We start from the raw sequence: 22,688 nt of genomic DNA, 5'->3' as shown, positions 1-22,688 counted from the left end.
CTCCGCGCCGGGGTTTTTCTAACCAGACAGTGGCGGATCACGTGTCGCAACCCTCCTTGTTCGATTACGAAGCGGTTCTGCGTGCCTGTGCGCGGGGCGAACGCTCAGCATTGCAGCTGCTGTATGAACAAGAAGGCCCGCGCCTGCTCAGCGTGGTTCAGCGTATCGTGCGCGACCTGGCCCTGGCCGAGGACATCGTGCATGACGCTTTTATCCGCATCTGGAATAAAGCTGGCACTTACGACCAGACACGCGGCTCGGCCCGCGGCTGGATCTTCAGCGTGACTCGCCATCTGGCCCTCAACGCCATACGCAACGATGCCCGCCACGTCCAAATGGACCCGGACGAGGAGGCCGACACGGAACACGCCGTCATTGAGGGCTGGCAGGAGCAAACCGACGCATTCGATTGGCGAATCAACCCCGGCAAAATCGAAGCCTGCCTCGAACAGCTTGAACCGGTGCGCCGCAACTGCCTGCTTCATGCCTACGTCGACGGTTATTCCCATCAGGAAATAGCCCAGCGCCTGGGTGCGCCGCTGGGCACGGTAAAGGCCTGGATCCGTCGCAGCCTGACTGCCCTTCGTGAGTGCATCGGATGAGCATCGACCCCAGCGAATCAGGCGAGAACCTGAACGAAGTGGCCGGCGAATACGTGCTCGGCACGCTCTCGGCCTCGGAGCGGGAAGCCATCGAGCGGCGTCTGGCGGTCGAGCCCGAACTGCAGACGGCGGTGGATTACTGGGAGGCGCGACTGTTGCACCTGACCGATCTGGTCGAGCCGCAAACGCCTTCGCCACGCTTGTGGAATCGCATCCAGCGCAGCCTGGACGAGTCGAGCCGGCAAGCCGCGCCGGTGGCGCCCGGGCGTCAGTACACCTGGTGGAACAGCCTATCGATCTGGCGCGGCTTCGCTGCCGCCGGCATGGCCGCGACCCTGGTGTTGGGTGTGTTGCTGCTGACGCGTCTGTCGCCGGCACCATCGCCGACCTGGTTGGTGGTGCTCGCCACGCCGCAGGACCTGGCCCCCGGCTGGGTGGTGCAGGCCAGCAATCAGTCGCGGGAAATCGAGCTGATTCCCTTGGGCGTCACCGAGCTGCCGCCGGACAAGGCGTTGCAACTCTGGACGAAGGCCGAAGGCTGGCAGGCGCCGGTCTCCCTCGGCTTGGTCAAACCGGGCGAACCGGTGAAAATCCGCCTCGACGACCTGCCGCCGTTGCAGCCCAATCAGCTGTTTGAGTTGACGCTGGAGCAGCCGACCGGCTCGCCAACCGGCAAGCCGACCGGGCCGATCCAGTTCATCGGGCGAGCGGCCAAGGTGATCTGAAATTTCTCAACCGCGCGGTGGGATGTTCAGCCCCTTGGCGACAGCAGGCCGCGAGACGAAGGCATCCAGCACTCGCTGGACGTTGACGAACCGTTCGAATTCCACCAGCTCGCGCGCGTCGTAGAAACCCACCAGATTGCGCACCCAGGGGAAGGTGGCAATATCGGCAATGCTGTAGCGCCCGCCCATGATCCATTCGCGGCCCTCCAGACGTTTGTCCAGTACGCCGAGCAGTCGTTGGCTTTCGGCGACGTAGCGCTCAAGAGGACGCTTGTCCTCGTAGTCCTTGCCGGCGAATTTATGGAAGAAGCCCAGCTGGCCGAACATCGGGCCGATGCCACCCATCTGGAACATCAGCCACTGGATCGCCTCGTAGCGAGCCGCCGCATCCTCGGGCATGAACTGACCGGTCTTGTCTGCCAGATACAGGAGGATCGCGCCGGACTCGAACAACGCCAGCGGCTCGCCGTCTGGCCCGTTGGGGTCGAGGATCGCTGGGATCTTGTTGTTCGGGTTCAGCGACAGAAATTCTTCCGAGAGCTGGTCGTTGCTTTCGAAACTGACCAGGTGCGCCTCGTAGGGCAGACCGGTCTCCTCCAGCATGATCGACACCTTCACCCCGTTGGGCGTGGGCAGCGAGTACAGCTGCAGGCGATCCGGATAGCTGGCAGGCCATTTCTGGGTAATTGGGAAGGTGGACAGGTCGTGCATCAGTTCTCTCCGAAGGGTGAGTCGAGCATGAGAATAGCGCGCGCTGTATCGACGACGCACGTTGCCTAGGCTCAGTTCGGACAATGCCAATCCTTACTCGTTACTGTCCGATTGAGGCAACGAGTTAGCGCTGGGAGACGTGGCGCATCAAGGGCCTGGTGGAGGGCGGTAGTTGTAGAGTCCGTCAGGACGAATATCGTCTCGCGAGATACGCCAAGACCCGCAGCGTTGTAACTGAGCAACATGACGGGAGTCGTGACTGGCTTGGCATTGCCTACTCATCCACCTCAGAACTTTGCATGGGCGTTAGCCCCGGCTATGGTCTGTAATCCTTTTTTGCTGGAGCGCTGCACGTGTCTCTCACCACCGCCTACGACCCGCAAAACATCTTCGCCCTGATCATTCGAGGCGATGCGCCTTGTTACAAGCTCTACGAGGATGACGATGTGCTCGCCTTTCTCGACCTGTTTCCGCAGTCCTTCGGCCATGCCCTGGTAATTCCCAAGCGATCCGCGGCTTGTAACATCCTTGATGTGGATACCGAGGCGCTGTGCAAGGTGATGGCTGTGGTGCAGAAGCTCTCCCAGGTGATCGTTGACGAACTGCAGCCCGATGGCGTGCAGATCGCCCAATTCAATGGCGCGCCGGCGGGTCAGACGGTGTTTCACATCCATGTGCATATCGTGCCGCGTTACGCCGGCGAAGGCCTGGGCATCCACGCGGCGGGCAAGGCCGAGCCGGCGGAGCTGGAAAAGCTACAGGCGCGCCTGCTGCAGCGAATCAACCAGCACCCTGTCTGAACAGGGTTCGTCGATATCAGGGCACCGGGCGTTGCCTGTCGTTCGCTGAGAGGGGCTCAGCCCGTCGCCAGCTGGGTTAACGCATGCAGCACCAGCCCGACCAGGCCACCGACCAGTGTTCCGTTGATGCGGATGTATTGCAGGTCCTTGCCGACGCTCTGTTCCATCTGCTCGACCAGTTCGCGGCTCTCCCAGTTCTCCACCCGCTGCGCGATGTAGTGGCCGATTTTCCCGCGGTAACGCTCCAGCATCGCCGGTGCCGCAGCCATCAGCTGCTCATTGATCCAGCTGCGCATGGTGGCGTCCGCAGCCAGCGAGTCGCCGAGGCCCTGGGTCAGCTTGACGATGCGCTTGCCGATGCGCGAGTCCGGGCTGTCCAGGTCGGCCTGCAGCCAGTCGGTCAGCTCGCGCCAGAGCGTCTGGATATATTCGGTGGTGGCGGGATGGTCCAGCAACTGAGCAACGATGCGCTCGACCTCCAATCGGTAGGTCGGGTCATGCTTGAGCCGGTCGATGTACTCGGCAACATGCTCATCGAAGCGCTCACGCAGAGGGTGCTCGGGGTCGCCCGCGATTTCTGTGATCACCGCCGAGACGCCGTCGACGAACTTGTTCGCCGACCAGCCGCCTACGGCCTTTCCGAGGCCCAGATAGCGCAGGGTACGGACTTCGGCGGTAATCGCATCGGCCACCAGCGCCCGGGTATCGTCGTCCTGCAGGAGGACGTCGAGCTTGAGTAACGCCTCGTCGAGCATCGCCTGATGCTTGTTCTGGCGGGTGAGCATCTCCAATACCTGTCCGCACATGGGCGCCAGATCGACCTGACGCGCGCGCTTGATCAGTTTGGCCTGGACGAAGGCTTGCACGCGCTCGTCATGCAGCGAATCGACGCCGAACCGCGCCATACCGGTGAGCTGCTGACCCACCGCTTGGGCATTGTCTGGATGACGCAGCCAATTGGCCAGGCGTCCGCCGAGATCCAGCGCTTCCAGTTTCGCCAGCACCAGCGGTGTGGACAGAAAATGCGTGGTGATGAAAGTCGACAGGTTCTGCCCGATGCGCGCCTTGCTGCGCGGGATGATCGCTGTGTGCGGAATCGGCAGGCCGAGCGGATGGCGGAACAGCGCGGTGACGGCGAACCAGTCGGCAATGGCGCCGACCATGGCCGCTTCGGCGAACGAGGCAAGGTAGCCCCAGGCCGGGTGGCGCGGCTCCATGGCGGTCGCGATGACATATAGCAGGGCGGCCAATAGCAGCAGGAAGCCGGCAACCAGCTTCATGCGCGAAACCGGGGATTGCCAGTGGCGTTGCAGAGGGCTCATGCGATTCCTCTTGGTGGCGGCGGAGGGTGACGCGAAGGCGGAATCGGCCGGATGGCCGACGGGTCTGCCCATACAGCACAGACCCGGTTGAGCGGGAATGGGTTCGAGTGGCCGTTTGGAGTGTTTAATCCGGAGCGGTTTGCACCGCTTATTCTTCGTCGTCTTCCTCGCGCAGCAGGACGTAGGTGCCGTCGTCCAGGCGCTCGCAGACGTAAAACATCGAGATGGTGCCGTCCTGCTCGGTCACGGCGGCGTAATCATCGGCCTCGACGGTGAAGTAGCCCTTGGAGTCGGAGCCGGCCTCGCTGGCAAACACCGCCGTGAAGAACGCATCTTCGGGCATCCCGTCGAAGTAGTCGGTGCGCGCCTTGGCGTCCCAATCCGCCGGTGGTTCGAAGTTGCCTGTAATGATGACGCGGGCATCGCCCATGTCCCGCTCTTCGCCGTCCGGATCGGTTTCATGGGCACGGTAGATAGTGCAGTTAAGCGCATCCGGGTCCGCCAGGATGCTGTCGCGTGAGGGTTGGGTATTGGCAGGCATGAGGGCAGCTCCGGTCACAGGTAGGATTGCCGGCAGTGTGGTGGAGTCCTGGTGCGGCTGCAATCGCAAGATGGAAGAGTGCAGCAGATTATCCTGGCCGGCGGCGGCGTTCTGACCGCCGGCAAGCGGGTCAGCGAACGCCGTCGGGTTGGAGTTACTCCAATCCGGTAGAGCCCATTGCGTCATACAGCGAGGTTGCCATGAACGAAACCCATAAAAATCAAACCGAGCACGACAAACCCACCGAGGAGTCGCCGGATATCACCATGACCGATAGCGGCGAAAAGGAGCCAGGCGAGGACCCCGATTTCGACGACAGCGAGATAGAAAGCGGCAGCGATAATCGGGGCTAGACGACCGACCCGTCGCATCAAACCCATCATTCCCGGTGCGCCTGACGGTGCGCCCGTTCCTCCGGAGCAACCTATGGACACGTTTCACGTCAATCCGACCCCGATGGGCTGGGAGCTGACCGACCGGCAATCGCAGGAAACGGTATTGCGAACCCTGACTAAGGACGAGATGTTCGCCGAGCTCGACGCGTTCATGAAGGGCAAGACGGCTTCGGTCGAGGTCTATGATCGCCATGGTGGTCTGGAAGAAGAGAGACCTTATCCGGGCAGCAGCCATCCGGTATCGACACGCTAGAAACCGGTCGATGCATCATTTCGCACGTCAAGCGGCAAGCTGTCATACCATCATCGTTTCGCTTATCGATCGGAGCCCCCCGCATGCGCTTGCTACTCGCACTCGTTCCTCTGCTGGCGCTGGCCGGTTGTTCATCGTGGCAAGCTGATCCTGCGGAGATCAAACCGGTGCCAGAAGAGCGTTTGCGCGGCTATCAGACGCCCGTGGCCAACGGCGGGGAGCTGGTGGTGACGCGTGATTTCGGGCTGCGTGGCGGCGGGTGCTACGTGGCGGTGCTGGTCGATCGCAAGATCGCCGCGCGCATTCATGTGGGTGAGCAGGTGCGCTTGCACGTGCCGGCAGGGATGCGCATCGTCAGCATCGAATCCGATCCCGAAGACGACACGCTGTGCGGCAAGGGCAACCTTCTGCGCGAAAAGGCCGCACGGGTAGAAGCCGGCGAGGCGCTGCACTTTCGTATCAGCGCCGACAACCGTATCGGGTTCGACATCCAGCAGGTAGAAGCCAAGTAAGCCACTCCTCGATCAGGTGACAGGCGTGCCTTCGTCGAATGCCTGCGCGATGGAATAACGGCGAAACATTCTCGTTCCGGCACCACAGAACCTCGCGCATGTTTCTTGCTCCGATTTAGGCATACCGTTGTTACGTGGCCTTCAGCGTCCGTGATACACAACGGCCTACGCCAACGCGGCCCAGCGGCCGCCTGCAAGGAGTCGATGCGTGAACAAAGCCATGTCTTCCCTGATGCTCGTCGCCGGGCTTGCCCTGATCCCATCGCTGCATGCCGAGCAACGGCCGGTCTATGGTCCGCACCTCGAAGGCTTCAGTTATCCCCATCCGATCAAGCGCTTCGAGTTTTCATCCCAGCGGCAACCGCTATCGATGGCTTATATGGATGTGCAGCCAACGGGCAGGGCCAACGGGCGCACGATTGTGCTCATGCATGGCAAGAATTTTTGCGCGGCGTCCTGGCAGGAGAGCATCGCCGTACTTTCGCAAAATGGCTATCGCGTGATCGCTCCGGACCAGATCGGCTTCTGCAGCTCCAGCAAGCCTGAGGGCTACCAGTTCAGTTTCGCGCAGCTGGCGCACAACACCCGGGCCCTGCTGCGGTCGCTGGATCTCGATCAGGTCACCGTGGTCGGCCACTCCATGGGCGGCATGCTGGCCTCGCGGTTCGCCCTAAACTACCCGCAGATGGTCGAGCAACTGGTGCTGGTCAACCCCATCGGCCTAGAGGACTGGCAGGCCGAAGGTGTGCCCTATGCGCCGATCGACCAGTTGTACCAGAGCGAGTTGAAAACCGACTTCGAGAAGATCAAGGCCTATCAGAAAAAGTTCTACTACAACGGCGAATGGAAGCCGGAGTATGACCGTTGGGTAGCCATGCTGGCCGGGATGTACGCTGGGGAAGGCAAGGAAATAGTTGCCTGGAATCAGGCGCAGACATCGGAGATGCTTTTCACCCAACCGGTGATCCACGAGTTTGGAAAAATCAGCACGCCCGCCTTGTTGCTGATCGGTGGGAAGGACCGCACTGCGCCGGGTGCCAATCGTGCGCCGGATGACGTCGCACAGCGTCTGGGTAATTACCCTGAACTCGGTCGGCAGGCCGCGGCGATGATTCCCAATGCGACGCTCGTGCCGTTCCCTGAGCTGGGGCATTCACCGCAGGTCGAGGCGCCAGATGTATTCCATAAGGCGTTGCTGAAAGGGCTCAGGGCGCGCTGACTGGCACCGCGGGTAGAGCGCACCGACTCATGCTGTTGCACGGCCGTTCGACGACGCCGCTAGAGCGGCCAGACCCAGAGAATGACCGGCACGGCCACCAGCACGACCAGAAACGACAGCGGCAACCCCAGGTGCCAGTAGTCACCGAAGTGGTAGCCGCCCGGCGCCATCACCAGCGTGCTCGATTGATGGCCGATGGGCGTGAGAAAGGCGCAGGAAGCACCGATGGCCACCGCCATCAATAGCGGATCGGCAGAGGCCTCCATGCCGCGTGACAGGCTGATCGCCACCGGCGCGGCGAGTACCGCGGCGGCGGCGTTGTTGATCACGTTCGATAGCAACATCACACTGGCCATCAGTATCGCCACAGTCGCCGCTGGCGGTGCCGCCTGACCGATCTCCAGCAGGGCGTCGGCGATCAGGCGCGAGCCGCCAGTGGTCTCCAGTGCTTCACCGATGGGCAGCATGGCGGCGATCAGAACGATGATCGACATGTCGATGCTCTTGTAAATATCGCCGCTGGGCACTAGCCCGACGAGAATCATGGCCAGCGCCGCGCCCACCAGCGAAATGACTGGCGGAATCATGCCCAGCGCAATAAACGCCAGCGCAACGGCGAAGATGCCGCTGGCCAACATCACCTGGCGAGGCGCCGTGATGCGCAAGCCGCGTGATGCCAGCGGCAAGCAGCCGAGATTACCCAGCGTCGATTGCAGCTGATCTTCGCGTGCCTGCAACAGCAGAATATCGCCAGCGGCGAAGCGGATCTTGCCCAGCCGTTCGCGCAAGCGCTGACCTTGGCGCGCCACGGCGAGCACATTCACCCCGTGGCGCTCGCGCAGCGACAGGCCGGTCGCCGTCGTGCCGATCAGTGACGAGCCAGGAGCAACGATGACCTCCACCAGTGCGCGGTCACGGTGGCGATCAGTGCCGGATTCGCTGCTGTCGGTCTGCTGGTTCTGGCCTCCGTTCTGTTCCGCCCGTTTGCCGCTTTTCTCGCGTGCTTCCGCCTTGCTGTCGGCTTCGGCGGCGAGCTGCAAGTGTGTGACATCGAGAAAATTCTTGAGGCTGTCGGAATCGGCCTCCACCAGCAGCACGTCATTGTCGCGCAGCACTTCGTAGGTCGAAGGCATGGCCTGATAATGACCGTCTCGCACCAGGGCGATGACCATCACATCCGCCTCGTCGCTACCCGCAACGATCAGATCACGCAACGTGCGGCCAGCATATTTGCTGCCGGCTGGAACCGTCAGCTCGGTCAGGTAGGCGCTGATTTCGAACAGCTCCTGATCGCCGCCCTGATTCTCACGACGTGGTACCAGGCGCCAGAGGAGGACGATGAGCAACAAGCCCGCGGCAGTGATCGCCAGACCTACCGGAAGGAAATCGAACATGCGGAATGGCGCTTCGCCGACTTCACGTCGGTAGCCGGCGATGATGATGTTGGGTGGCGTACCGATAAGAGTCAGCGTGCCGCCGAGCAGCGAGCCGAAGGCCAGCGGCATGAGTAGGTAGGATGGTGAGCGCCCGCCCTGGCGTGACATCCACACGGCGACAGGCATGAACAGCGCTAGCGCGCCGACGTTATTCATGAAACCCGAGCACAGCGCGACGATGCCGGTGAGGGTCAGCACCTGAACCCAGGGCCGATCGCCGACTTTGGTGAGATGGCGCGCCAGTGAATCCACCACGCCGCTGTTGAGCAGACCGCGGCTGAGCACCAGCACCGCCGCGACGGTGATCACCGCCGGATGACCCAGGCCCATGAACGCTTTTTCGGGTGGCACGATGCCGGCCAGGGTGACGACTAGCAATGCACCGAGCGCGACAATGTCGTAGCGCCAGCGATTCCACACGAACAGGCCCAATGTCGCAGCCAGAACGGCGAATACGATCAGCTGATCGCTTTGCATGGATAACTCCGGAAGGCCGCGGCCGCAATCAGACGGAAGCGGCGAGCAGGGCGGTTGGATGGACGCGGGCGTTCGTGTGAAGCGGCGCCGCAGCGGGGCCACATTAGCCCGATGATTGACCGCTGAGCCAGCTTCGCGTTCGCGGCCATCGTTTCGCCGGAATACGAACCTGAGCGCTTCAGTTCGGCAGCTCGGCGCCCGTGCCGGTCAACGCGCTGCCTTCAGCTCCGTCATCAAACTGGCCAAAACCGATGCGAGCGGGCAAGGTTGTACGAGATCCCACGGACCGACGACCTTTATGCCCAAGCACATCCTTCTGCAATGCCGCGATGGCTATCCGCTCGCCGCGCAACTCTGGTTGCCCGCTGGCGAGGCGCGCGGCTCGGTGATCGTCAGCAGCGCGACTGGCGTGCTCGCCCGCTACTACGCGCGTTACGCCGGATTCCTGCGCGAGCAGGGCTATGCGGTGCTGACCTACGACTACCGTGGCATCGGTGGGTCGCGACCGGCGAGCCTACGTGGCTTCAGCATGCGCTGGCGCGACTGGGGTGACTATGACTTTGATGCGGCAGTGCGCTGGATGCGCGCTCGCGATTCAGAGGGTCTGCTGGTGGCGGTCGGGCACAGCATCGGCGGCTTCCTGCCTGGCTTCGCGGCGGCGGCAACGGAGGTGGATCGCTTTCTCAGCGTCGGCGCGCAATACGCCTATTGGCCGGATTACGCTTCGGCGCAGCGCTGGCAGATGTTCGCCAAGTGGCATCTCTTCATGCCAGCGGTGACGGCGCTATGCGGTTATTTCCCCGGGCGGCGCCTGGGCTGGCTGGAAGACCTGCCGGCCGGTGTCGCGCTGGAGTGGGCGTTTCGCCGCGCGCGGCTGGAAAGCAGCTATCCGTCCCACGAACGTGACGAAGTGGTACAACGCTTTGCCGCGGTCCGTGCACCGATTCTCGCGGTAAGCGTCACGGATGATGAGTACGGCACGTTGCCGGCTATCGAGCGAGGGTTGAGTTATTACCGGAACAGCGTCTGCGAACACGTGAGGCTCAGCCCCGCCGAGCTGGGTCTGGCGCGGGTCGGGCATTTCGATCTGTTCCATGAGCGCCACCGGCACGGCTTCTGGCAGGCGACCCTGGCCTGGATAGACGAGGGCCGCAATCCATGGACAACGGCTCCCGTTGAGCCGACCGAATGCCGGGCATGCTGAGCGCGGCATAGTCAGCAGATCGAGACCGGCACTGGCTGGCAGGCCGCCATTCTTTCTGGCGACCTGCGATGACGGTTTCCCTGACTAGCTTGGTCCGATCGCTGCACTGGCGCGAGGCGATTGGGTTGCAGGTCAGATCCGGAACTGCTTGACCAGTGCGCCCAGGCGGTTGCCCAGCTGTTCCAGGTTGCGCGCCGTCTGCGCGCCTTGCTGGGTCTCGTCGGCGACCTGATCGACCGAGACGGCGATCTGATGCACGCTGCGGTTGATCTCCTCGGCAACCGAGGTCTGCTCTTCGGCGGCACTGGCGATCTGCGCGTTCATGGCGTTGATGGTGCCGATCAGCTGAGCGATCGCATCCAGGGAAACGCCCGCGCGATTGGCCTGTTCGCTGCTGCTCTCGCCCGCTTCGCTGGAACGGATCATGGCGTTGACTGCGCTTTGCGTGCCTTGCTCTAGGCGATCAATCATTCCCTGGATTTCCTGAGTGCTCTGCTGAGTCCGGCTGGCCAGTGCGCGAACCTCATCGGCCACGACAGCAAAGCCTCGGCCAGCCTCGCCGGCGCGTGCCGCCTCGATCGCCGCGTTGAGCGCGAGCAGATTGGTCTGGTCGGCAATCGAGCGGATCACGCCCAGCACATTGATGATTGAATCCACGTCCTGTCGCAGATTATTGATGGACGCGCCGCTTTCCCGGATGCCCTGCACCAGCGCATGAATGCGCTGAACACTGACATCGACGACTCGCTTGGCGTCCTGGCCTTCCTGATCGGTTTGTTGCGCGGCGTTGGCAGCATTCTGCGCGCTCTGTGCCACTTCCTGCGCAGCGGCGGACATTTCATGGATGGCTGTGGCCACCTGATCGGTTTCCTGGCGCTGCTGCGCCATGGCGATCTCGGAGCGCCGCGCTTGCGCGGCCACCTCACCAACCAGCTCGGTCAGCTGAGAGGTGACCTCGACCATCTGGCTTACCATGCCGTGAATCTTGTCGACAAAGCGGTTGAACGAGGATGCCAGGTCGCCGACTTCGTCCTGGCTGGTGATCTGCAGCCGATGGGTCAGGTCGCCTTCGCCGGCGGCGATGTCGTCGAGGTTGTCTTTGATGCGCTGAATCGGCCGCACGATCGAGTTGCTCAGCGCCAGCCCGACGAGGCCAAGCGCGACCAACATAATGGCTGCCAGAACAATGGTGCTGGTGATGATCGCCTCGATTCGCTCATCGATTTGCGCCTGGATCTGCTCCAGTTCGGCGTCGATGCTATCGATGTTGATCGAGGTGCCGATGGCCAGGTCCCACTTCGGCAGGTAGTGGTTATAAGACAGCTTCGGCAGCAGCACGCTGTCGTTGCCCGGCATCGAGGAAAAATACCGTAGGTAATGGCTGCCGTCCTTCGCGGCACGTACCAGTTCGGTGTTAATCAGCATGCCCTGCTGATCGCGACGGTCCTTCATGCTGGTGCCGACGCCGTCCGGGTTGGTGCCACGAAACAGCCGGATGATGTTCGAGTCGTGGCCGTAGAAATATCCGCTGTCATCGAACTTGATACGTGACAGCCGCTCGATGGCTTCTGCGCGTGCGGCCATGTCGCCGTTGGGCGAGTTTTGGTAGAGGTCATCGATGGCAGTGAGTGCCACCTCGACGTAGCCCTTCAGCTCTTTTTTGCTCTGTGCCATGAGCCGTTCGCGCCTGTCGGCGATCTCGGCCTCGGCGCGATCGGCGAGGATCTTTGCCGTCCCGCCGCACAGGACCAGCGCGAGGAGCAGCACAGGCAGCAGCGCCAGAAGGATCATTTTCTGTTTCAGGGAGAGATGCATGGGTAACAGCCGGTGAGGAAAACAAGGTCCAGTAAGTCGACCCGAAACGGAGAAAAGTTAAGCCCCGAGGCAAAATATTTCCGTCGTGGGACGGCGCCCTGCACGCCGCTGTCTCCACATGTTTGTCTCAGACCGTTCTATCGCAGACGGTTGTCGGCGTGCTGGTGTCTACGGTGTCGTCTTGGGCAGTCCAGGCCCACCAGAACACCAGCAGGCCGGCTGCACCGGTTGCGGCGCCGATGTAGCCGGTGGCGGTCCAGCCAAGGCCGGCGCTGATGGCCAGCCCGCCGAGCCAGGGGCCGAGCGCGTTGGCGATGTTGAACGCGGCATGATTGGAAGCAGCCGCCAGTGTCTGCGCATCGGCGGCGACGTCCATCAGGTGCGTCTGCAATGCCGGCGACAGCGAGACCATGGTGCCGACGGCGAAGGCCGCCGGCAGAATGGTCCACAGCGAATGAGTGGCGAAGGGGAAGACCAGCAGCACTGCGATACTCCAGAGCAGCAACCAGGCGATCGCCTTGAAGCGCAACCGATCAAACAGCCAGCCGCCAAACAGATTGCCGACAATCCCGCCCAGGCCGAAGGCGGCAAGCCCCACCGGAATCCAGTTCTCGCTGACGCCGGTGACTTCCAACAGCGTGGGGGCCAGGTAGCTGAACACGCAGAACATGCCGGCAAAGCCGACCGAGCTGATGGCCAGCGCCAGCCACACCGGCTTGCGGTTGAAATCGCGCAGTTCGCGCAGCGGGTTGTTGTGCGGCTCGTTGCGATCGAGCGGCAGGAAGATCGCGACCAGCAGTACGGTCAGCAATGCGATCAGCCCCACCAGCCCGAACGCCCAGCGCCAGCTCAGCCATTGCCCCAGCCAGGTCGCGGTGGGGTTGCCGATCAGCATGGCGATGGTCAGCCCGGCGAGCACTCGGCTGACCGCCTGGGCGCGCTGATCCGGCGCCACCATGGAGGCCGCCACCAGCATCGCCACGCCAAAGTAGGCGCCATGGGGCAGGCCGGCCACGAAGCGGAACAGCATCAGCGAGTGGTAGTCCGGCGCCATGGCGCTGGCGAAGTTGCCCAGTGCAAAGAAGCTCATCAGCAACAACAGCAGGTGCCGGCGAAACAGCCGCGAGCCGAGAATCGCCAGTAGCGGCGCACCGACGACTACGCCCAGGGCATAGGTACTGATCACATGGCCGACCTGCGGCTCGCTGATGCCCAGCCCCTGCGCCACGTTGGGCATCAGACCCATGATGGCGAACTCGCCGGTGCCAATGGCGAAACCGCCCATGGCCAGCGCCAGCTCGATCAACAGGATAGCGCGCGGGGAAAAGCGCGGCGTCGGCGGGTTGGCGTGCGCCGTCATGGTGTACCTCGGGGATGGCGGAAAAGCGCGTGATTATCCTGTGCGGGCGGCCGGAAGGGGAGCGCTACCGCTGTCGGATCAGTAACAGAGAGCGAAGGATAGCGCGATGGTTCAAAGGCGCGCCGCGGGACTTTGGCTTCGCGACCCGTGGCGATACAGCGGTCCGGCAACCGGTGTCGGTCAGCGGGTGATCCTGCTCAACAGCGCATGGGTGTCGGTGGCACCCATCATTGCCGCGGCGGTAGCTGGCGTGGCGCCGTTGCCGTCGGCAGCGTGCGGGTTGGCGCCGTGGGCAATCAGGTATTCGACGATCTCGGTACGGTTGAACATGGCCGCCATCATCAGCGCGGTCTTGCCATCGGGCGATGCACCCTCAACGTCGGCATCATGTTCAAGCAGCAACTTGACCATCGCTAGGTCGCCCTTGAAAGCGGCGCCCGCCAGCGGCGTCTGGCCTTTGTCATTGCGCAGCTGTGGGTCGGCGCCGTGTGCCAGCAGTACGCGCGCCGCATCGAGATGGCCGTGGTAGGCCGCGAGCATCAACAGGCTGTCGCCGTTGTGGTTGCGTATGTTCGCCGGCAGGCCGCGGCCGAGCAGGTCGGCGAGGCGCGTAGCGTCGCCTTTGCGAGTGCTTTCGAACACCTGCTCAGCGAAGGCCAGGGCGGCGTCGTCCAATTCGGGCTTGGGTTGGGCAGGCTTGGTCATGGGCGGCTCCTTGATGGGGGCGTCGCCGGCGATACCCACCGGCGCGTGTTTCATTGTGACAAGCGATAGGGCAAAAGGCGCCATGGCGATCCCTATGCCCCGTATAGCCCGTTTTTATCGAATGCCCATCGTCCTGCGATTCAGAGCGTGCGCAGAAAAGCCACCAGATCGGTCTTCTCGTCTTCGGTCAGGCCGCGCTGCAATACGAGGTTGAAGAACTCGACGGTGTCTTCCAGCGTCAGCAGGCGACCGTCGTGCAGATACGGCGGCGAGTCTTTGATGCCGCGCAGCGGAAACGTCTTGATCGGACCGTCGCCTACAGCCATGACACCGTTGTACTCCTGGGGCTCGTAGAAGCGTTCGGTCTGCAAGTTATGCATCAGGTGGTCGGTGTAGTAGGGCGGGACATGGCAGCTTGCGCAGGCACCCTTGCCATGAAAGATCTGCTCGCCACGCAGCTCTTGCTCGCTGGCCCTGGCCGGATCGAGCCGGCCTTCAATATTGAGTTTAGGCGCGGGTGGGAAATCCAGCAGGGCCTGAAACTCACCCATGAAGTGCACCTGGCTGCCGCGCTCGAGCACGTTCACACCTTTCTTCGCGGCCAGCACGATGTCGCCGTCGAAATAGGCGGCGCGCTGTTCGAACTCGGTGAAGTCCTCTACCGTTTTTAGGGCGCGCTGGGAACCGAAGATCTGTTGCACGTTCACGCCGCGCAGGGTTGGCGTGTCGATGCGGTGGCGAAATTTCTGCGGGCGTACGTCGCCGGCCAGGTGCGTGGCGGCGTTGGTATGGCCGTTGGCGTGACAATCCAGGCAGGCGACGCCGGTATGCGGATGTTCGCTGCGTCGGTCATCGGTGGCGTTGAACTGTTGTTGCGGGAATGTCGTTGCCAGCAGGCGCAGGCCTTCGAGCTGCTTGGGGTTGAGGATGCCGTTGAACAACTCGAAATAGTTGCGAATATTCACCAGCTTGCCTTGGGAGACATCGCCCAGATCCGGCCGTGTAGTGAGGTAGATCGGTGCCGGAAACTCCGGCAGGAAGTGGTCGGGCAGATCGAAATCCAGATCGAAGCGAGTCAGGTCACGGCCTTCGATCCTGTTGACCTCATCGATATGGAACTGTGGAAAGACCATGCCGCCTTCCGGATGGTTCGGGTGCGGCAGGGGCATGAAACCGGCCGGAAAGCGTTGCTGCTGACGAATCTCTTCGGGGCTCAGTTGGGCCAGCTCGTCCCAGTTGCCGTCCGCCAGTTTGACCCGCACACCGGTTTGTATCGGTTTGCCACGGGCCATGGTGACGCCTTCGGCCGGTTTGTCGCTGAGGTCGTAGCGCTCCTCCAGCAACGCCATGTGTTTCTCGAGGATCGCAGGCTTGTCGGCTGACATGCGCTGCATGATCGAATCGAAATCCTCGGTGATAACCACCGGACTATAACTGGTCGGTTTGTCCCTCTCGGCGGCATGCACCACAGATACAACGGGAGTGGTGCCGAGCGCGATGGCCAGGCATGAGCGGGCTAGGGCGGCTTTCATTTTGTTGTTTTCCTGTATCGACGAGGTCGTACAGGAAGGCCTAGAGCTAAATGGAAGCCTTTGCTAAATAGGAAAAACCTATCGAAGCGATAGGTTGTTTTTAGCAAAGCCCGAACATAAGCCCACGCCAGCAATGCCGCAGGCTAGAGCGCAATGGCGAAAGGCTTTATAGCGGGCTTGCCGCTTGCTTCGAAGATTTATGACGAAACGGTTCAATCCGGCAAGGCTGCCGCTGTAGATGGGCTGTGGCAGTATTTGCGCTTTTAAAGCGACCTGTAGCCATGAAACCCGAAGATCTCCAACGCTTGGTGACCCAGACAATGCCCTACGGCAAATACAAGGGGCGTCTGATTGCCGATCTGCCGGGCAACTACCTGAACTGGTTCGCTCGGGTCGGCTTCCCGCCCGGTGATATTGGCCAGCTCCTGGCGCTGATGCAGGAGATCGACCACAACGGGCTGTCTTCCCTGCTCGACCCACTGCGGCGGCGCTAGACCTCGCGTGGACGCGCGCGAAACAAAAGAGCAGCCCCTCGCTTATTTGCCCTGCTCAGCCTGCAGCGTGGCCAACGCCGGCGCAGCGTAGATGCCGATCTCGACCGCCAAGGCCATCACCCGACCCAGGTCACAGGTATAGACGAGTACGGCCTGTAGCTCGTCGTCCAGTGGCTCGCTGAAATCCACCAGTACATAGCCGCCTTTCTCCGGGTATAGGCTGCTGAGCTGCGTCTGGATGCGGTTGAGGGCCTTCAGTGGTTCGGTCTTGGCGAGCTGCTTGGGTTTAAGCACGAAGGCAACATCTGGACCGAACGAGCCGTGGATCTGCTCGAACAGCGCCTGGTGATCATCGGCCTGGAACAGCACGGTGTCCGGCAGGCTGCCGACGACCATCCATTCGCCCAGCGGAATGGGGAAGTCGTCGTCGTAAATGATGTCCGGATTGGCCTGCAGAAACGCTTGGGGATCGGCGTAGGCTTGGGCCGCTTCGTCGGCCAACCGGTTGATCTCGTCTTCGCTCATGCAGCCCGAGCTGATCAGGCGGATCAGTTCGGCGAGTTGGTCTTTCATCGGGCAGTCCTGCTTGTTGGGTACGCAAGAATAACCGAAAGCTGTCCGCCCCCGGTTTGGTCGCTGTCCATGCGGATCGATATGCGCTGGCGGCACGGTACTCAGTCATGAAGTACCGGCCGGAATCCGTGTCGGCGTTGCCTCAGACCTGTGATCGTTTGTCTGCATTTTCAGAGCGCCGCTGCAGTTTCTATTGGGTTTTCGTGCACAATAGCGCCATATAAACGGACGCGGGATGACGATGGCGATCGGCGTTGGCCGGCATCGCTCTGTTCCGACGCCAGACAACGATCAGCCAATTTCAAGAGGAACGACTGTGCATAACGTCGTCATCAGCGGTACCGGCCTTTATACCCCCGCCAGCAGCATTTCCAACGACGAACTGGTTGAATCCTTCAACACCTACGCCCGTCGCTTCAACACCGAGCATGCCTCTGCCATCGAGGCTGGCGAGGTGCAGCCGATGCCGGAGTCCAGCTCGGCCTTCATTGAGAAAGCATCGGGCATCAAGAGCCGCTTCGTTACCGATAAAGCAGGCATCCTTGATCCGGATCGCATGGTTCCTCGTATTCCAGAGCGCAGCAATGACGAGTGGTCGATTCTCTGTGAAATGTCGGTCAAGGCCGCTCAGCAGGCGCTGGAGCGGGCCGGCAAGACGGCGGCAGATATCGATGGTGTGATCGTTGCCTGCTCGAACCTGCAGCGTGCCTACCCAGCCGTCGCTATCGAAGTTCAGGCGGCACTGGGTATCAAGGGCTTCGGTTTTGATATGAACGTGGCCTGCTCGTCAGCCACCTTCGGCATTCAGAATGCCGCCAACTCGGTGCAGTTGGGCCAGGCGCGGGCGGTGCTGATGGTCAATCCGGAAATCTGCACCGGCCACATGAACTTCCGCGACCGCGACAGCCACTTCATCTTCGGCGATGCCTGCACCGCGGTGATCGTCGAGCGCGCCGATCTGGCGACTTCCGCCTATCAATGGGATGTGGTCAGTACCAAGCTGGTGACCGAATTTTCCAACAACATCCGCAACAACTTCGGCTTCCTCAATCGCACGGCCGAGGAATACATGACCAATCCGGACAAGCTGTTCGTCCAGGAAGGCCGCAAGGTATTCAAAGAAGTCTGCCCGATGGTCGCCGAGCTGATCGGCGAGCACCTGAAGGAAAACGCCATCGAGGTCGGTTCGGTCAAGCGCTTCTGGTTGCACCAGGCCAACCTGAACATGAATCAGCTGATCGTACGCAAGCTACTCGGCCGCGACGCCAGTGCGGAAGAGGCGCCAGTGATTCTGGATACTTACGCCAATACCAGCTCGGCCGGTTCGGTGATTGCCTTCCACAAGCATCAGGACGACCTGCCCAGCGGTAGTCTCGGCGTGCTCAGCTCGTTTGGTGCGGGTTACTCGATTGGCAGCGTGATATTGCGCAGGCGCTGATTCCAGCGAGCTGGCATGAAGGGTGGGCTCGGGCCCACCCTTTTTTTACGCTCGGATTTCGTTCCAGAGGCGGCGAACGCCAGGAGCACAAACAATTCGATCATCCATTCTGACGATAAGCAGCCGTCGTTTTAGTTCCTCTTGTAATAAAAGCTTTATCAAACAGCCACTTGGCTGACACAACGGCTGGCCAAGATTCCCGCAGCACAAAGAGCCAACCTCTGTGTTCACCAACGCTGACCTTTAAGGGGAATTTTGATGATCCGTAAGCACTTCGCCGGTTTCGCCGCCAGCGCCCTCGCTCTGGCCGTTTCCGCCCAGGCTTTCGCCGGCACCGTCACCACCGATGGCGCCGATATCATGATCAAGACCAAGGGTGGTCTGGAAGTAGGGACGACGGACAAGGAGTTCTCTTTCAAGATCAACGGTCGCCTGCAAGCCGATGCTGACAGCTTCGATGGTTTTTACACTCAGAATGGTGAGCGGGCTGACGAGTCCTACTTCCGCCGCGCGCGTCTTGAAATATCCGGTGTTGCCTTCACCGACTGGGGCTACACCTTTAACCGTAACTTTAGTGACAACGCCAGCAACTGGGACGAACTGGCGATCCATTACAATGGCTGGGAGCCAATGCAGCTGTCGATCGGCCGTATCAACCCGACTTTCGGCCTGGAAGAGGCGGTCAGCTCTAAGTGGATCACCGCAATCGAGCGTTCTTCGATGTATGACCTGGCCCCTTGGCTGAACAGCCATGAAGACGGTGAAGGCATTCGCCTGCGTACCACTATGGGCATGTTCCATGGCGAAGTTGGCGGCTATCGTCAGAGCGGCAACGAAGACGAAGATGGTCAGAACAACACATCCTTCATTGCGCGTGGCGTGATCGCTCCGATCGTTCAGGCTGATCAAGTGCTGCACTTCGGTCTGAACTTTGCAACGCGTGAAGTCGAAGCCGGCTTCGAAGAAGAAATCGAGTCGCGCCTGTCGGTACGCGGCACTACCGAAGACGGTCCGAATGGCAACCGTGCCTTGTTCGGCGGCGCTGCTCTGGACGGCACCGATCAGGCCTGGGGACTCGAAGCGGCCTACATGATTGGCCCGTTCTCGGTACAGGGTGAATATCTCAACCGCACAGCGGACGGTGATGCTGCTTTAAACGGCAACGACAACGACCTGGAAGCCACCGGCTACAACGTTCAGCTTGCTTATACCCTAACTGGCGAATCGCGCAGCTACAAGCTTAACGGCGGTAAGTTCGACAAGATCAAGCCGGAAAACAAGCAGATCGGTGCATGGGAAGTGTTCTATCGCTACGACAATATCACCGTCGACGAAACCGCGATGCTTCCAGTCGGCGAAGGTGCAGCCGTGCCAGTTGCCGGTCTGACGGTCGACAACGCCGAAGCTGCAGCGAAGACCCACACCATCGGCGTCAACTGGTACGCCAACGAGGCGGTGAAAATCTCCGCCAACTACCTGAAGACCAGCGTGGATGACGTGGTCAACGCCAATGGCGACGACGATGGTGACGCCATCAGCCTGCGCGCTCAGTACGTGTTCTAACGCAACACCGCTTCATCCGTAATGCTCCCTTTCAAGCCCCATCTTCATGGGGCTTTTTTTCGTCCCGGTTACCCGCCAGACTGGCGCACATGCCTATCCAGACTTTTCCCCGGCTCGCCGACATCGATCCCGCTCGTTGGGACGCGTTACTTGGTGACCACCCGCAGCCCTTTGTACGACATGCTTTCCTGTCTTCGCTGGAGGACAGCGGCAGCGTCGGTGGGCGCTCGGGTTGGCGGGCGCAGCATCAATTGCTCAGCGATGCGCAGGGTGAATTGATCGCCGCGCTGCCGCTGTATCGCAAGGCCAATTCCAACGGCGAGTACGTATTCGACTGGGGCTGGGCCGATGCCTGCCATCGGGCCGGAATCGAGTATTACCCCAAGCTGCTTTGCGCGGTGCCGTTTTCGCCGGTGACAGGTGCGCGCTTGCTGGGTGATCGCGCGGCGGCGGGCCAGCTGCTCGATCACCTCACTGCCGGGCTTGTTGAGATGGGGCAGTCCAGCCTGCACGTCAACTTCACCGAGCCGGATGCCGACGCGATCTTTCATGGACGTGACGGCTGGCTGGAGCGCATTGGCTGCCAGTTCCACTGGCAAAACCGTGGCTACCGGGACTTTCAAGACTTCCTTGACGGCCTCACCTCGCGCAAACGCAAGCAGCTACGCAAGGAGCGCGAGCATGTGGCGGGGCAGGGGATCGAGTTCGATTGGCGCGAGGGCGACCAGCTTGGCGAGGCCGAGTGGGATTTCGTCTACGCCTGTTATGCCAACACCTACCACGTGCGTGGCCAGGCGCCGTACCTGACACGTCTATTTTTCAGCCTGCTAGCCGAGCGGATGCCCAAGGCGATCCGGGTGGTGCTGGCCCGCCAGGGCGGCCGGTCGGTGGCCATGGCCTTTAGCCTGATTGGCGCGTGCGGGCTCTATGGCCGCTACTGGGGCTGCCTCGCCGATTTCGATCGGCTGCACTTCGAGACCTGCTTCTATCAGGGCATCGATCAGGCGATTGCTGCTGGATTGCCTCGTTTCGATGCCGGCGCCCAGGGCGAGCACAAGCTGATCCGCGGCTTCGAGCCGGTGATTACGCGCTCATGGCATTATCTGGTGCATCCGGGACTGCACGCGGCGGTCAGCGAATTTCTCGAGCAGGAACGCCTGGGCGTACTGCGCTATGCCGAGGCGGCGCGTGACGCGCTGCCCTATCGGCAAGACTGAGCAGGTGCTATTTCGCCTTCGGCGCTGCGCTGACGCCTTCGAGCGTGGCAAAGGAGGTGTCCTTGGCGGTCAGCAGAAAATCACGCATGAAGGGTGAATCCAGCATGTCGGCACGAATGCCGGCAAACAGGGTGGCGAACAGGCCTTTCTCACCCAAGCGCTTGGCGGTGACATAGCCGCGCGTGCTGTATTCGTGCAGCGCCCAGTTCGGTACGCAGCAAACGCCGCGGCCTGACGCCACCAGCTGCATCATCATCACTGTGAGCTCCGAGGTGCGGACCTGGGCCGGCTCCACATCCGCCGGCTCCAAGAAGCGGGTGAAGATGTCCAGCCGATCATGTTCCACCGGATAGGTGATTAGGGTTTCGCTGGCGAGGTCTTCGGCGCGCACGTAAGGCTTGGTTGCCAGTGGATGTTGGTTGGCGACCGCCAGCAACGCTTCGTAGGTAAACAGCGGAACGTAGGTAATGCCGGGCAGCTCGATCGGGTCGGACGTCACCACCAGATCCAGGTCGCCCCGGGCCAGCGCCGGCAATGGCGCGAAGGAAAAGCCTGACGCCAGGTCGAGTTCGACTTCCGGCCAGGCATCGCGAAACTGGTCGATGGTCGGCATCAGCCATTGGAAGCAACTGTGGCACTCGATCGCCATGTGCAGGCGCCCTGCGGTGCCTCCGGCCAGTCTGGCCAGATCACGCTCGGCGCTACGCAGTTGTGGTAGCAGACTGTCCGCCAGTTGCAGCAGACGCAAACCGGCGCTGGTGAAACGCACCGGGCGGGTCTTGCGCACGAAGAGCTGAAGACCCAGGCGTTCTTCCAGTTCCTTGAACTGGTGTGACAGCGCCGACTGGGTCAGGTGTAGGCGTTCGGCCGCTTCGACGAGGCTGTCGGTCTCGCGTAGTGCATGAAGGGTTTTCAGGTGACGAATTTCCAGCATGCGGCGGGCTTCCTGCTGTTTCGGTGTCGAGGCCTGGATACGAGCGGATGCTCGATCATGGATAAGCCGGCGACTTGAACACCGCTCATCGTGATGGCAAGTGTGTCCCAGTGCGATGGCTATTGTCGAGTCCGGGCGTTCGGCGAGATGGTTCAGCCAACTCCGGGCCCGACTTACATCCAGAGGCGGCTCACCAAGTACGCCAGCACGGCAAGAAACAAGAGGGCGATCAGGACCAGCGCGCCGTCGCGCGCCATCATGCCCAGCCCGAGGAAACTCAGCGCCGCACCCGCGATGGAATTGCCGAACGGAATCAGCTCCAGCGGAGGCATGGTGGCGGCGATCAGCAGGCAGACCACTGCATTGAAATACACCGTGATGCCTTCGGTAAGGAACGTCAGGCGATGGCGCAGCATTCGATCGACCAGACGCGCGGGGCGTTTGAGAAAAGCGATGGCGCGATCATATTTACCACGCGAAGCGCAGCGTCCAAGCAACCACCGAGGTAGCCAGAAATGCTTGCGCCCCATCAGCAGCTGGAGCGCGATTAGCCCCACCATCACGGCGAAGAAGGTCGGTAGCCCGGGGATACCCGACAATGGGGAGAACACCAGCAATCCCGGCACCAGCAACAAGGCACCGAAGCTGCGGTGACCGGTCGCTTCGAGCATGCTCTCGATGGTGATCGGTTCGCCGGGTTCGCCGGCCTGGGCAAGGTGCTCAAGGAGGGTCCGGAGATTCTGCGGTTGTTCTTCGGCAATCATTTTTCGGTCGTCTCACTGCGTCTAGGTTGTTAGAGAGCAAACCGGACGAAATGTCCAACATGAATAATTCTACGGTTTGAATCAAATTAGATGAGT

At 61.6% G+C, this 22,688-nt stretch carries 23 protein-coding genes and 1 pseudogene; 12 read left to right on the top strand and 12 right to left on the bottom strand.

The annotated features are described in order from the left end of the window. The first annotated feature begins 41 nt into the window (after positions 1-41). On the top strand, positions 42-602 hold the full coding sequence (locus H3028_RS10460; protein WP_309109538.1) for a sigma-70 family RNA polymerase sigma factor: 561 nt from the start codon (positions 42-44) through the stop codon (positions 600-602). Further along, on the top strand, positions 599-1,327 hold the full coding sequence (locus tag H3028_RS10455; RefSeq protein ID WP_181296944.1) for an anti-sigma factor domain-containing protein: 729 nt from the start codon (positions 599-601) through the stop codon (positions 1,325-1,327). Before H3028_RS10460 ends, H3028_RS10455 begins: the two co-directional genes overlap by 4 nt. Positions 1,328-1,333: 6 nt before the next feature. Here H3028_RS10455 and H3028_RS10450 read toward each other — a convergent pair whose 3' ends face one another. Beyond that, on the bottom strand, positions 1,334-2,038 hold the full coding sequence (locus H3028_RS10450; protein WP_181296943.1) for a glutathione S-transferase N-terminal domain-containing protein: 705 nt from the start codon (positions 2,036-2,038) through the stop codon (positions 1,334-1,336). A 353-nt stretch (positions 2,039-2,391) separates the two neighbouring features. On the opposite strand from H3028_RS10450, the gene H3028_RS10445 reads away from it, so the two are divergent. Then, the gene (locus tag H3028_RS10445; RefSeq protein WP_181296942.1) at positions 2,392-2,838 is read left to right on the top strand and encodes an HIT family protein; all 447 of its coding nucleotides are present in this window, start codon (positions 2,392-2,394) and stop codon (positions 2,836-2,838) included. A 56-nt stretch (positions 2,839-2,894) separates the two neighbouring features. Here H3028_RS10445 and H3028_RS10440 read toward each other — a convergent pair whose 3' ends face one another. Both H3028_RS10440 and H3028_RS10435 read right to left on the bottom strand, forming a co-directional pair. After that, positions 2,895-4,160, bottom strand: coding sequence for a DUF445 domain-containing protein (locus H3028_RS10440; RefSeq protein ID WP_181296941.1), 1,266 nt, complete (start codon positions 4,158-4,160; stop codon positions 2,895-2,897). 148 nt (positions 4,161-4,308) lie between these two features. Continuing rightward, positions 4,309-4,701 carry a hypothetical protein gene (locus tag H3028_RS10435; RefSeq protein WP_181296940.1) on the bottom strand — a complete coding sequence of 131 codons (393 nt, stop codon included), beginning with the start codon at positions 4,699-4,701 and terminating at the stop codon, positions 4,309-4,311. Between the two features lie 200 nt (positions 4,702-4,901). Here H3028_RS10435 and H3028_RS10430 point away from each other — a divergent pair, with 200 nt between their 5' ends. The 4 genes from H3028_RS10430 to H3028_RS10415 all read left to right on the top strand — a co-directional run bounded on the left by H3028_RS10430 (position 4,902) and on the right by H3028_RS10415 (position 7,080). Continuing rightward, positions 4,902-5,054 carry a hypothetical protein gene (locus tag H3028_RS10430; RefSeq protein WP_181296939.1) on the top strand — a complete coding sequence of 51 codons (153 nt, stop codon included), beginning with the start codon at positions 4,902-4,904 and terminating at the stop codon, positions 5,052-5,054. 73 nt (positions 5,055-5,127) lie between these two features. Further along, on the top strand, positions 5,128-5,349 hold the full coding sequence (locus H3028_RS10425) for a hypothetical protein (RefSeq protein ID WP_181296938.1): 222 nt from the start codon (positions 5,128-5,130) through the stop codon (positions 5,347-5,349). Positions 5,350-5,432: 83 nt separating this feature from the next. After that, a complete protein-coding gene (locus H3028_RS10420) occupies positions 5,433-5,861 on the top strand; it encodes a 3-isopropylmalate dehydratase (RefSeq protein WP_181296937.1) in 429 nt (142 codons plus the stop codon). Between the two features lie 232 nt (positions 5,862-6,093). After that, positions 6,094-7,080: an alpha/beta fold hydrolase gene (locus tag H3028_RS10415; RefSeq protein ID WP_258237773.1), complete on the top strand. Its 987-nt coding sequence runs from the start codon at positions 6,094-6,096 to the stop codon at positions 7,078-7,080. 59 nt (positions 7,081-7,139) lie between these two features. Here the strand turns inward: H3028_RS10415 and H3028_RS10410 are convergent, their stop codons facing one another. Next, entirely contained in the window at positions 7,140-8,993 is a 1,854-nt protein-coding gene (locus tag H3028_RS10410; protein WP_181296935.1) for an SLC13 family permease, read from the bottom strand. 298 nt (positions 8,994-9,291) lie between these two features. On the opposite strand from H3028_RS10410, the gene H3028_RS10405 reads away from it, so the two are divergent. Next, positions 9,292-10,197, top strand: a complete 906-nt coding sequence (locus H3028_RS10405) for an alpha/beta fold hydrolase (RefSeq protein ID WP_181296934.1) — start codon at positions 9,292-9,294, stop codon at positions 10,195-10,197. Positions 10,198-10,329: 132 nt separating this feature from the next. On the opposite strand, the gene H3028_RS21560 is transcribed toward H3028_RS10405, so the two are convergent. From H3028_RS21560 to H3028_RS10385, 5 genes and pseudogenes are all read right to left on the bottom strand, one after another. Beyond that, complete coding sequence (locus tag H3028_RS21560) at positions 10,330-11,085, bottom strand: methyl-accepting chemotaxis protein (RefSeq protein WP_375154403.1); 756 nt, start codon at positions 11,083-11,085, stop codon at positions 10,330-10,332. A 102-nt stretch (positions 11,086-11,187) separates the two neighbouring features. Continuing rightward, positions 11,188-11,988: pseudogene (locus H3028_RS21555) on the bottom strand (cache domain-containing protein); the annotation flags it as partial. 151 nt (positions 11,989-12,139) lie between these two features. Beyond that, positions 12,140-13,372: an MFS transporter gene (locus H3028_RS10395; RefSeq protein ID WP_181296932.1), complete on the bottom strand. Its 1,233-nt coding sequence runs from the start codon at positions 13,370-13,372 to the stop codon at positions 12,140-12,142. A 180-nt stretch (positions 13,373-13,552) separates the two neighbouring features. Further along, entirely contained in the window at positions 13,553-14,077 is a 525-nt protein-coding gene (locus H3028_RS10390) for an ankyrin repeat domain-containing protein (protein ID WP_181296931.1), read from the bottom strand. A 140-nt stretch (positions 14,078-14,217) separates the two neighbouring features. Then, positions 14,218-15,609: a cytochrome B6 gene (locus tag H3028_RS10385; protein ID WP_181296930.1), complete on the bottom strand. Its 1,392-nt coding sequence runs from the start codon at positions 15,607-15,609 to the stop codon at positions 14,218-14,220. 281 nt (positions 15,610-15,890) lie between these two features. On the opposite strand from H3028_RS10385, the gene H3028_RS10380 reads away from it, so the two are divergent. Then, positions 15,891-16,103, top strand: a complete 213-nt coding sequence (locus H3028_RS10380; RefSeq protein WP_181296929.1) for a DUF3820 family protein — start codon at positions 15,891-15,893, stop codon at positions 16,101-16,103. Between the two features lie 42 nt (positions 16,104-16,145). Here the strand turns inward: H3028_RS10380 and H3028_RS10375 are convergent, their stop codons facing one another. After that, a complete protein-coding gene (locus H3028_RS10375) occupies positions 16,146-16,676 on the bottom strand; it encodes a hypothetical protein (RefSeq protein WP_181296928.1) in 531 nt (176 codons plus the stop codon). 316 nt (positions 16,677-16,992) lie between these two features. On the opposite strand from H3028_RS10375, the gene H3028_RS10370 reads away from it, so the two are divergent. The 3 genes from H3028_RS10370 to H3028_RS10360 all read left to right on the top strand — a co-directional run bounded on the left by H3028_RS10370 (position 16,993) and on the right by H3028_RS10360 (position 20,894). Next, entirely contained in the window at positions 16,993-18,114 is a 1,122-nt protein-coding gene (locus H3028_RS10370; protein WP_181296927.1) for a beta-ketoacyl-ACP synthase III, read from the top strand. Between the two features lie 258 nt (positions 18,115-18,372). Next, positions 18,373-19,677 carry an OprO/OprP family phosphate-selective porin gene (locus H3028_RS10365; protein WP_181296926.1) on the top strand — a complete coding sequence of 435 codons (1,305 nt, stop codon included), beginning with the start codon at positions 18,373-18,375 and terminating at the stop codon, positions 19,675-19,677. Positions 19,678-19,766: 89 nt separating this feature from the next. Continuing rightward, positions 19,767-20,894, top strand: a complete 1,128-nt coding sequence (locus tag H3028_RS10360) for a GNAT family N-acetyltransferase (RefSeq protein WP_181296925.1) — start codon at positions 19,767-19,769, stop codon at positions 20,892-20,894. A gap of 7 nt (positions 20,895-20,901) precedes the next feature. Here H3028_RS10360 and metR read toward each other — a convergent pair whose 3' ends face one another. Then, positions 20,902-21,828, bottom strand: coding sequence for a transcriptional regulator MetR (gene metR / locus H3028_RS10355; RefSeq protein ID WP_181296924.1), 927 nt, complete (start codon positions 21,826-21,828; stop codon positions 20,902-20,904). A 173-nt stretch (positions 21,829-22,001) separates the two neighbouring features. Next, positions 22,002-22,592 carry an exopolysaccharide biosynthesis protein gene (locus H3028_RS10350; protein ID WP_181296923.1) on the bottom strand — a complete coding sequence of 197 codons (591 nt, stop codon included), beginning with the start codon at positions 22,590-22,592 and terminating at the stop codon, positions 22,002-22,004. Between the last annotated feature and the right edge of the window lie 96 nt (positions 22,593-22,688).

It is taken from the genome of Pseudomonas sp. Q2-TVG4-2, from assembly GCF_013620795.1.
Taxonomy (GTDB): Bacteria; Pseudomonadota; Gammaproteobacteria; order Pseudomonadales; family Pseudomonadaceae; genus Stutzerimonas.
This window is presented reverse-complemented; position numbering and strand designations above follow the sequence as displayed.

Coding starts and splice junctions, on each gene's coding strand:
- H3028_RS10455 (WP_181296944.1), top strand. CDS start 599: ATGAGCATCGACCCCAGCGAATCAGGCGAGAACCTGAACGAAGTGGCC.
- H3028_RS10450 (WP_181296943.1), bottom strand. CDS start 2,038: ATGCACGACCTGTCCACCTTCCCAATTACCCAGAAATGGCCTGCCAGC.
- H3028_RS10440 (WP_181296941.1), bottom strand. CDS start 4,160: ATGAGCCCTCTGCAACGCCACTGGCAATCCCCGGTTTCGCGCATGAAG.
- H3028_RS10435 (WP_181296940.1), bottom strand. CDS start 4,701: ATGCCTGCCAATACCCAACCCTCACGCGACAGCATCCTGGCGGACCCG.
- H3028_RS10430 (WP_181296939.1), top strand. CDS start 4,902: ATGAACGAAACCCATAAAAATCAAACCGAGCACGACAAACCCACCGAG.
- H3028_RS10425 (WP_181296938.1), top strand. CDS start 5,128: ATGGACACGTTTCACGTCAATCCGACCCCGATGGGCTGGGAGCTGACC.
- H3028_RS10420 (WP_181296937.1), top strand. CDS start 5,433: ATGCGCTTGCTACTCGCACTCGTTCCTCTGCTGGCGCTGGCCGGTTGT.
- H3028_RS10415 (WP_258237773.1), top strand. CDS start 6,094: ATGCTCGTCGCCGGGCTTGCCCTGATCCCATCGCTGCATGCCGAGCAA.
- H3028_RS10410 (WP_181296935.1), bottom strand. CDS start 8,993: ATGCAAAGCGATCAGCTGATCGTATTCGCCGTTCTGGCTGCGACATTG.
- H3028_RS10405 (WP_181296934.1), top strand. CDS start 9,292: ATGCCCAAGCACATCCTTCTGCAATGCCGCGATGGCTATCCGCTCGCC.
- H3028_RS21560 (WP_375154403.1), bottom strand. CDS start 11,085: ATGGCGCAGCAGCGCCAGGAAACCGATCAGGTGGCCACAGCCATCCAT.
- H3028_RS10395 (WP_181296932.1), bottom strand. CDS start 13,372: ATGACGGCGCACGCCAACCCGCCGACGCCGCGCTTTTCCCCGCGCGCT.
- H3028_RS10390 (WP_181296931.1), bottom strand. CDS start 14,077: ATGACCAAGCCTGCCCAACCCAAGCCCGAATTGGACGACGCCGCCCTG.
- H3028_RS10385 (WP_181296930.1), bottom strand. CDS start 15,609: ATGAAAGCCGCCCTAGCCCGCTCATGCCTGGCCATCGCGCTCGGCACC.
- H3028_RS10380 (WP_181296929.1), top strand. CDS start 15,891: ATGAAACCCGAAGATCTCCAACGCTTGGTGACCCAGACAATGCCCTAC.
- H3028_RS10375 (WP_181296928.1), bottom strand. CDS start 16,676: ATGAAAGACCAACTCGCCGAACTGATCCGCCTGATCAGCTCGGGCTGC.
- H3028_RS10365 (WP_181296926.1), top strand. CDS start 18,373: ATGATCCGTAAGCACTTCGCCGGTTTCGCCGCCAGCGCCCTCGCTCTG.
- H3028_RS10360 (WP_181296925.1), top strand. CDS start 19,767: ATGCCTATCCAGACTTTTCCCCGGCTCGCCGACATCGATCCCGCTCGT.
- metR (WP_181296924.1), bottom strand. CDS start 21,828: ATGCTGGAAATTCGTCACCTGAAAACCCTTCATGCACTACGCGAGACC.
- H3028_RS10350 (WP_181296923.1), bottom strand. CDS start 22,592: ATGATTGCCGAAGAACAACCGCAGAATCTCCGGACCCTCCTTGAGCAC.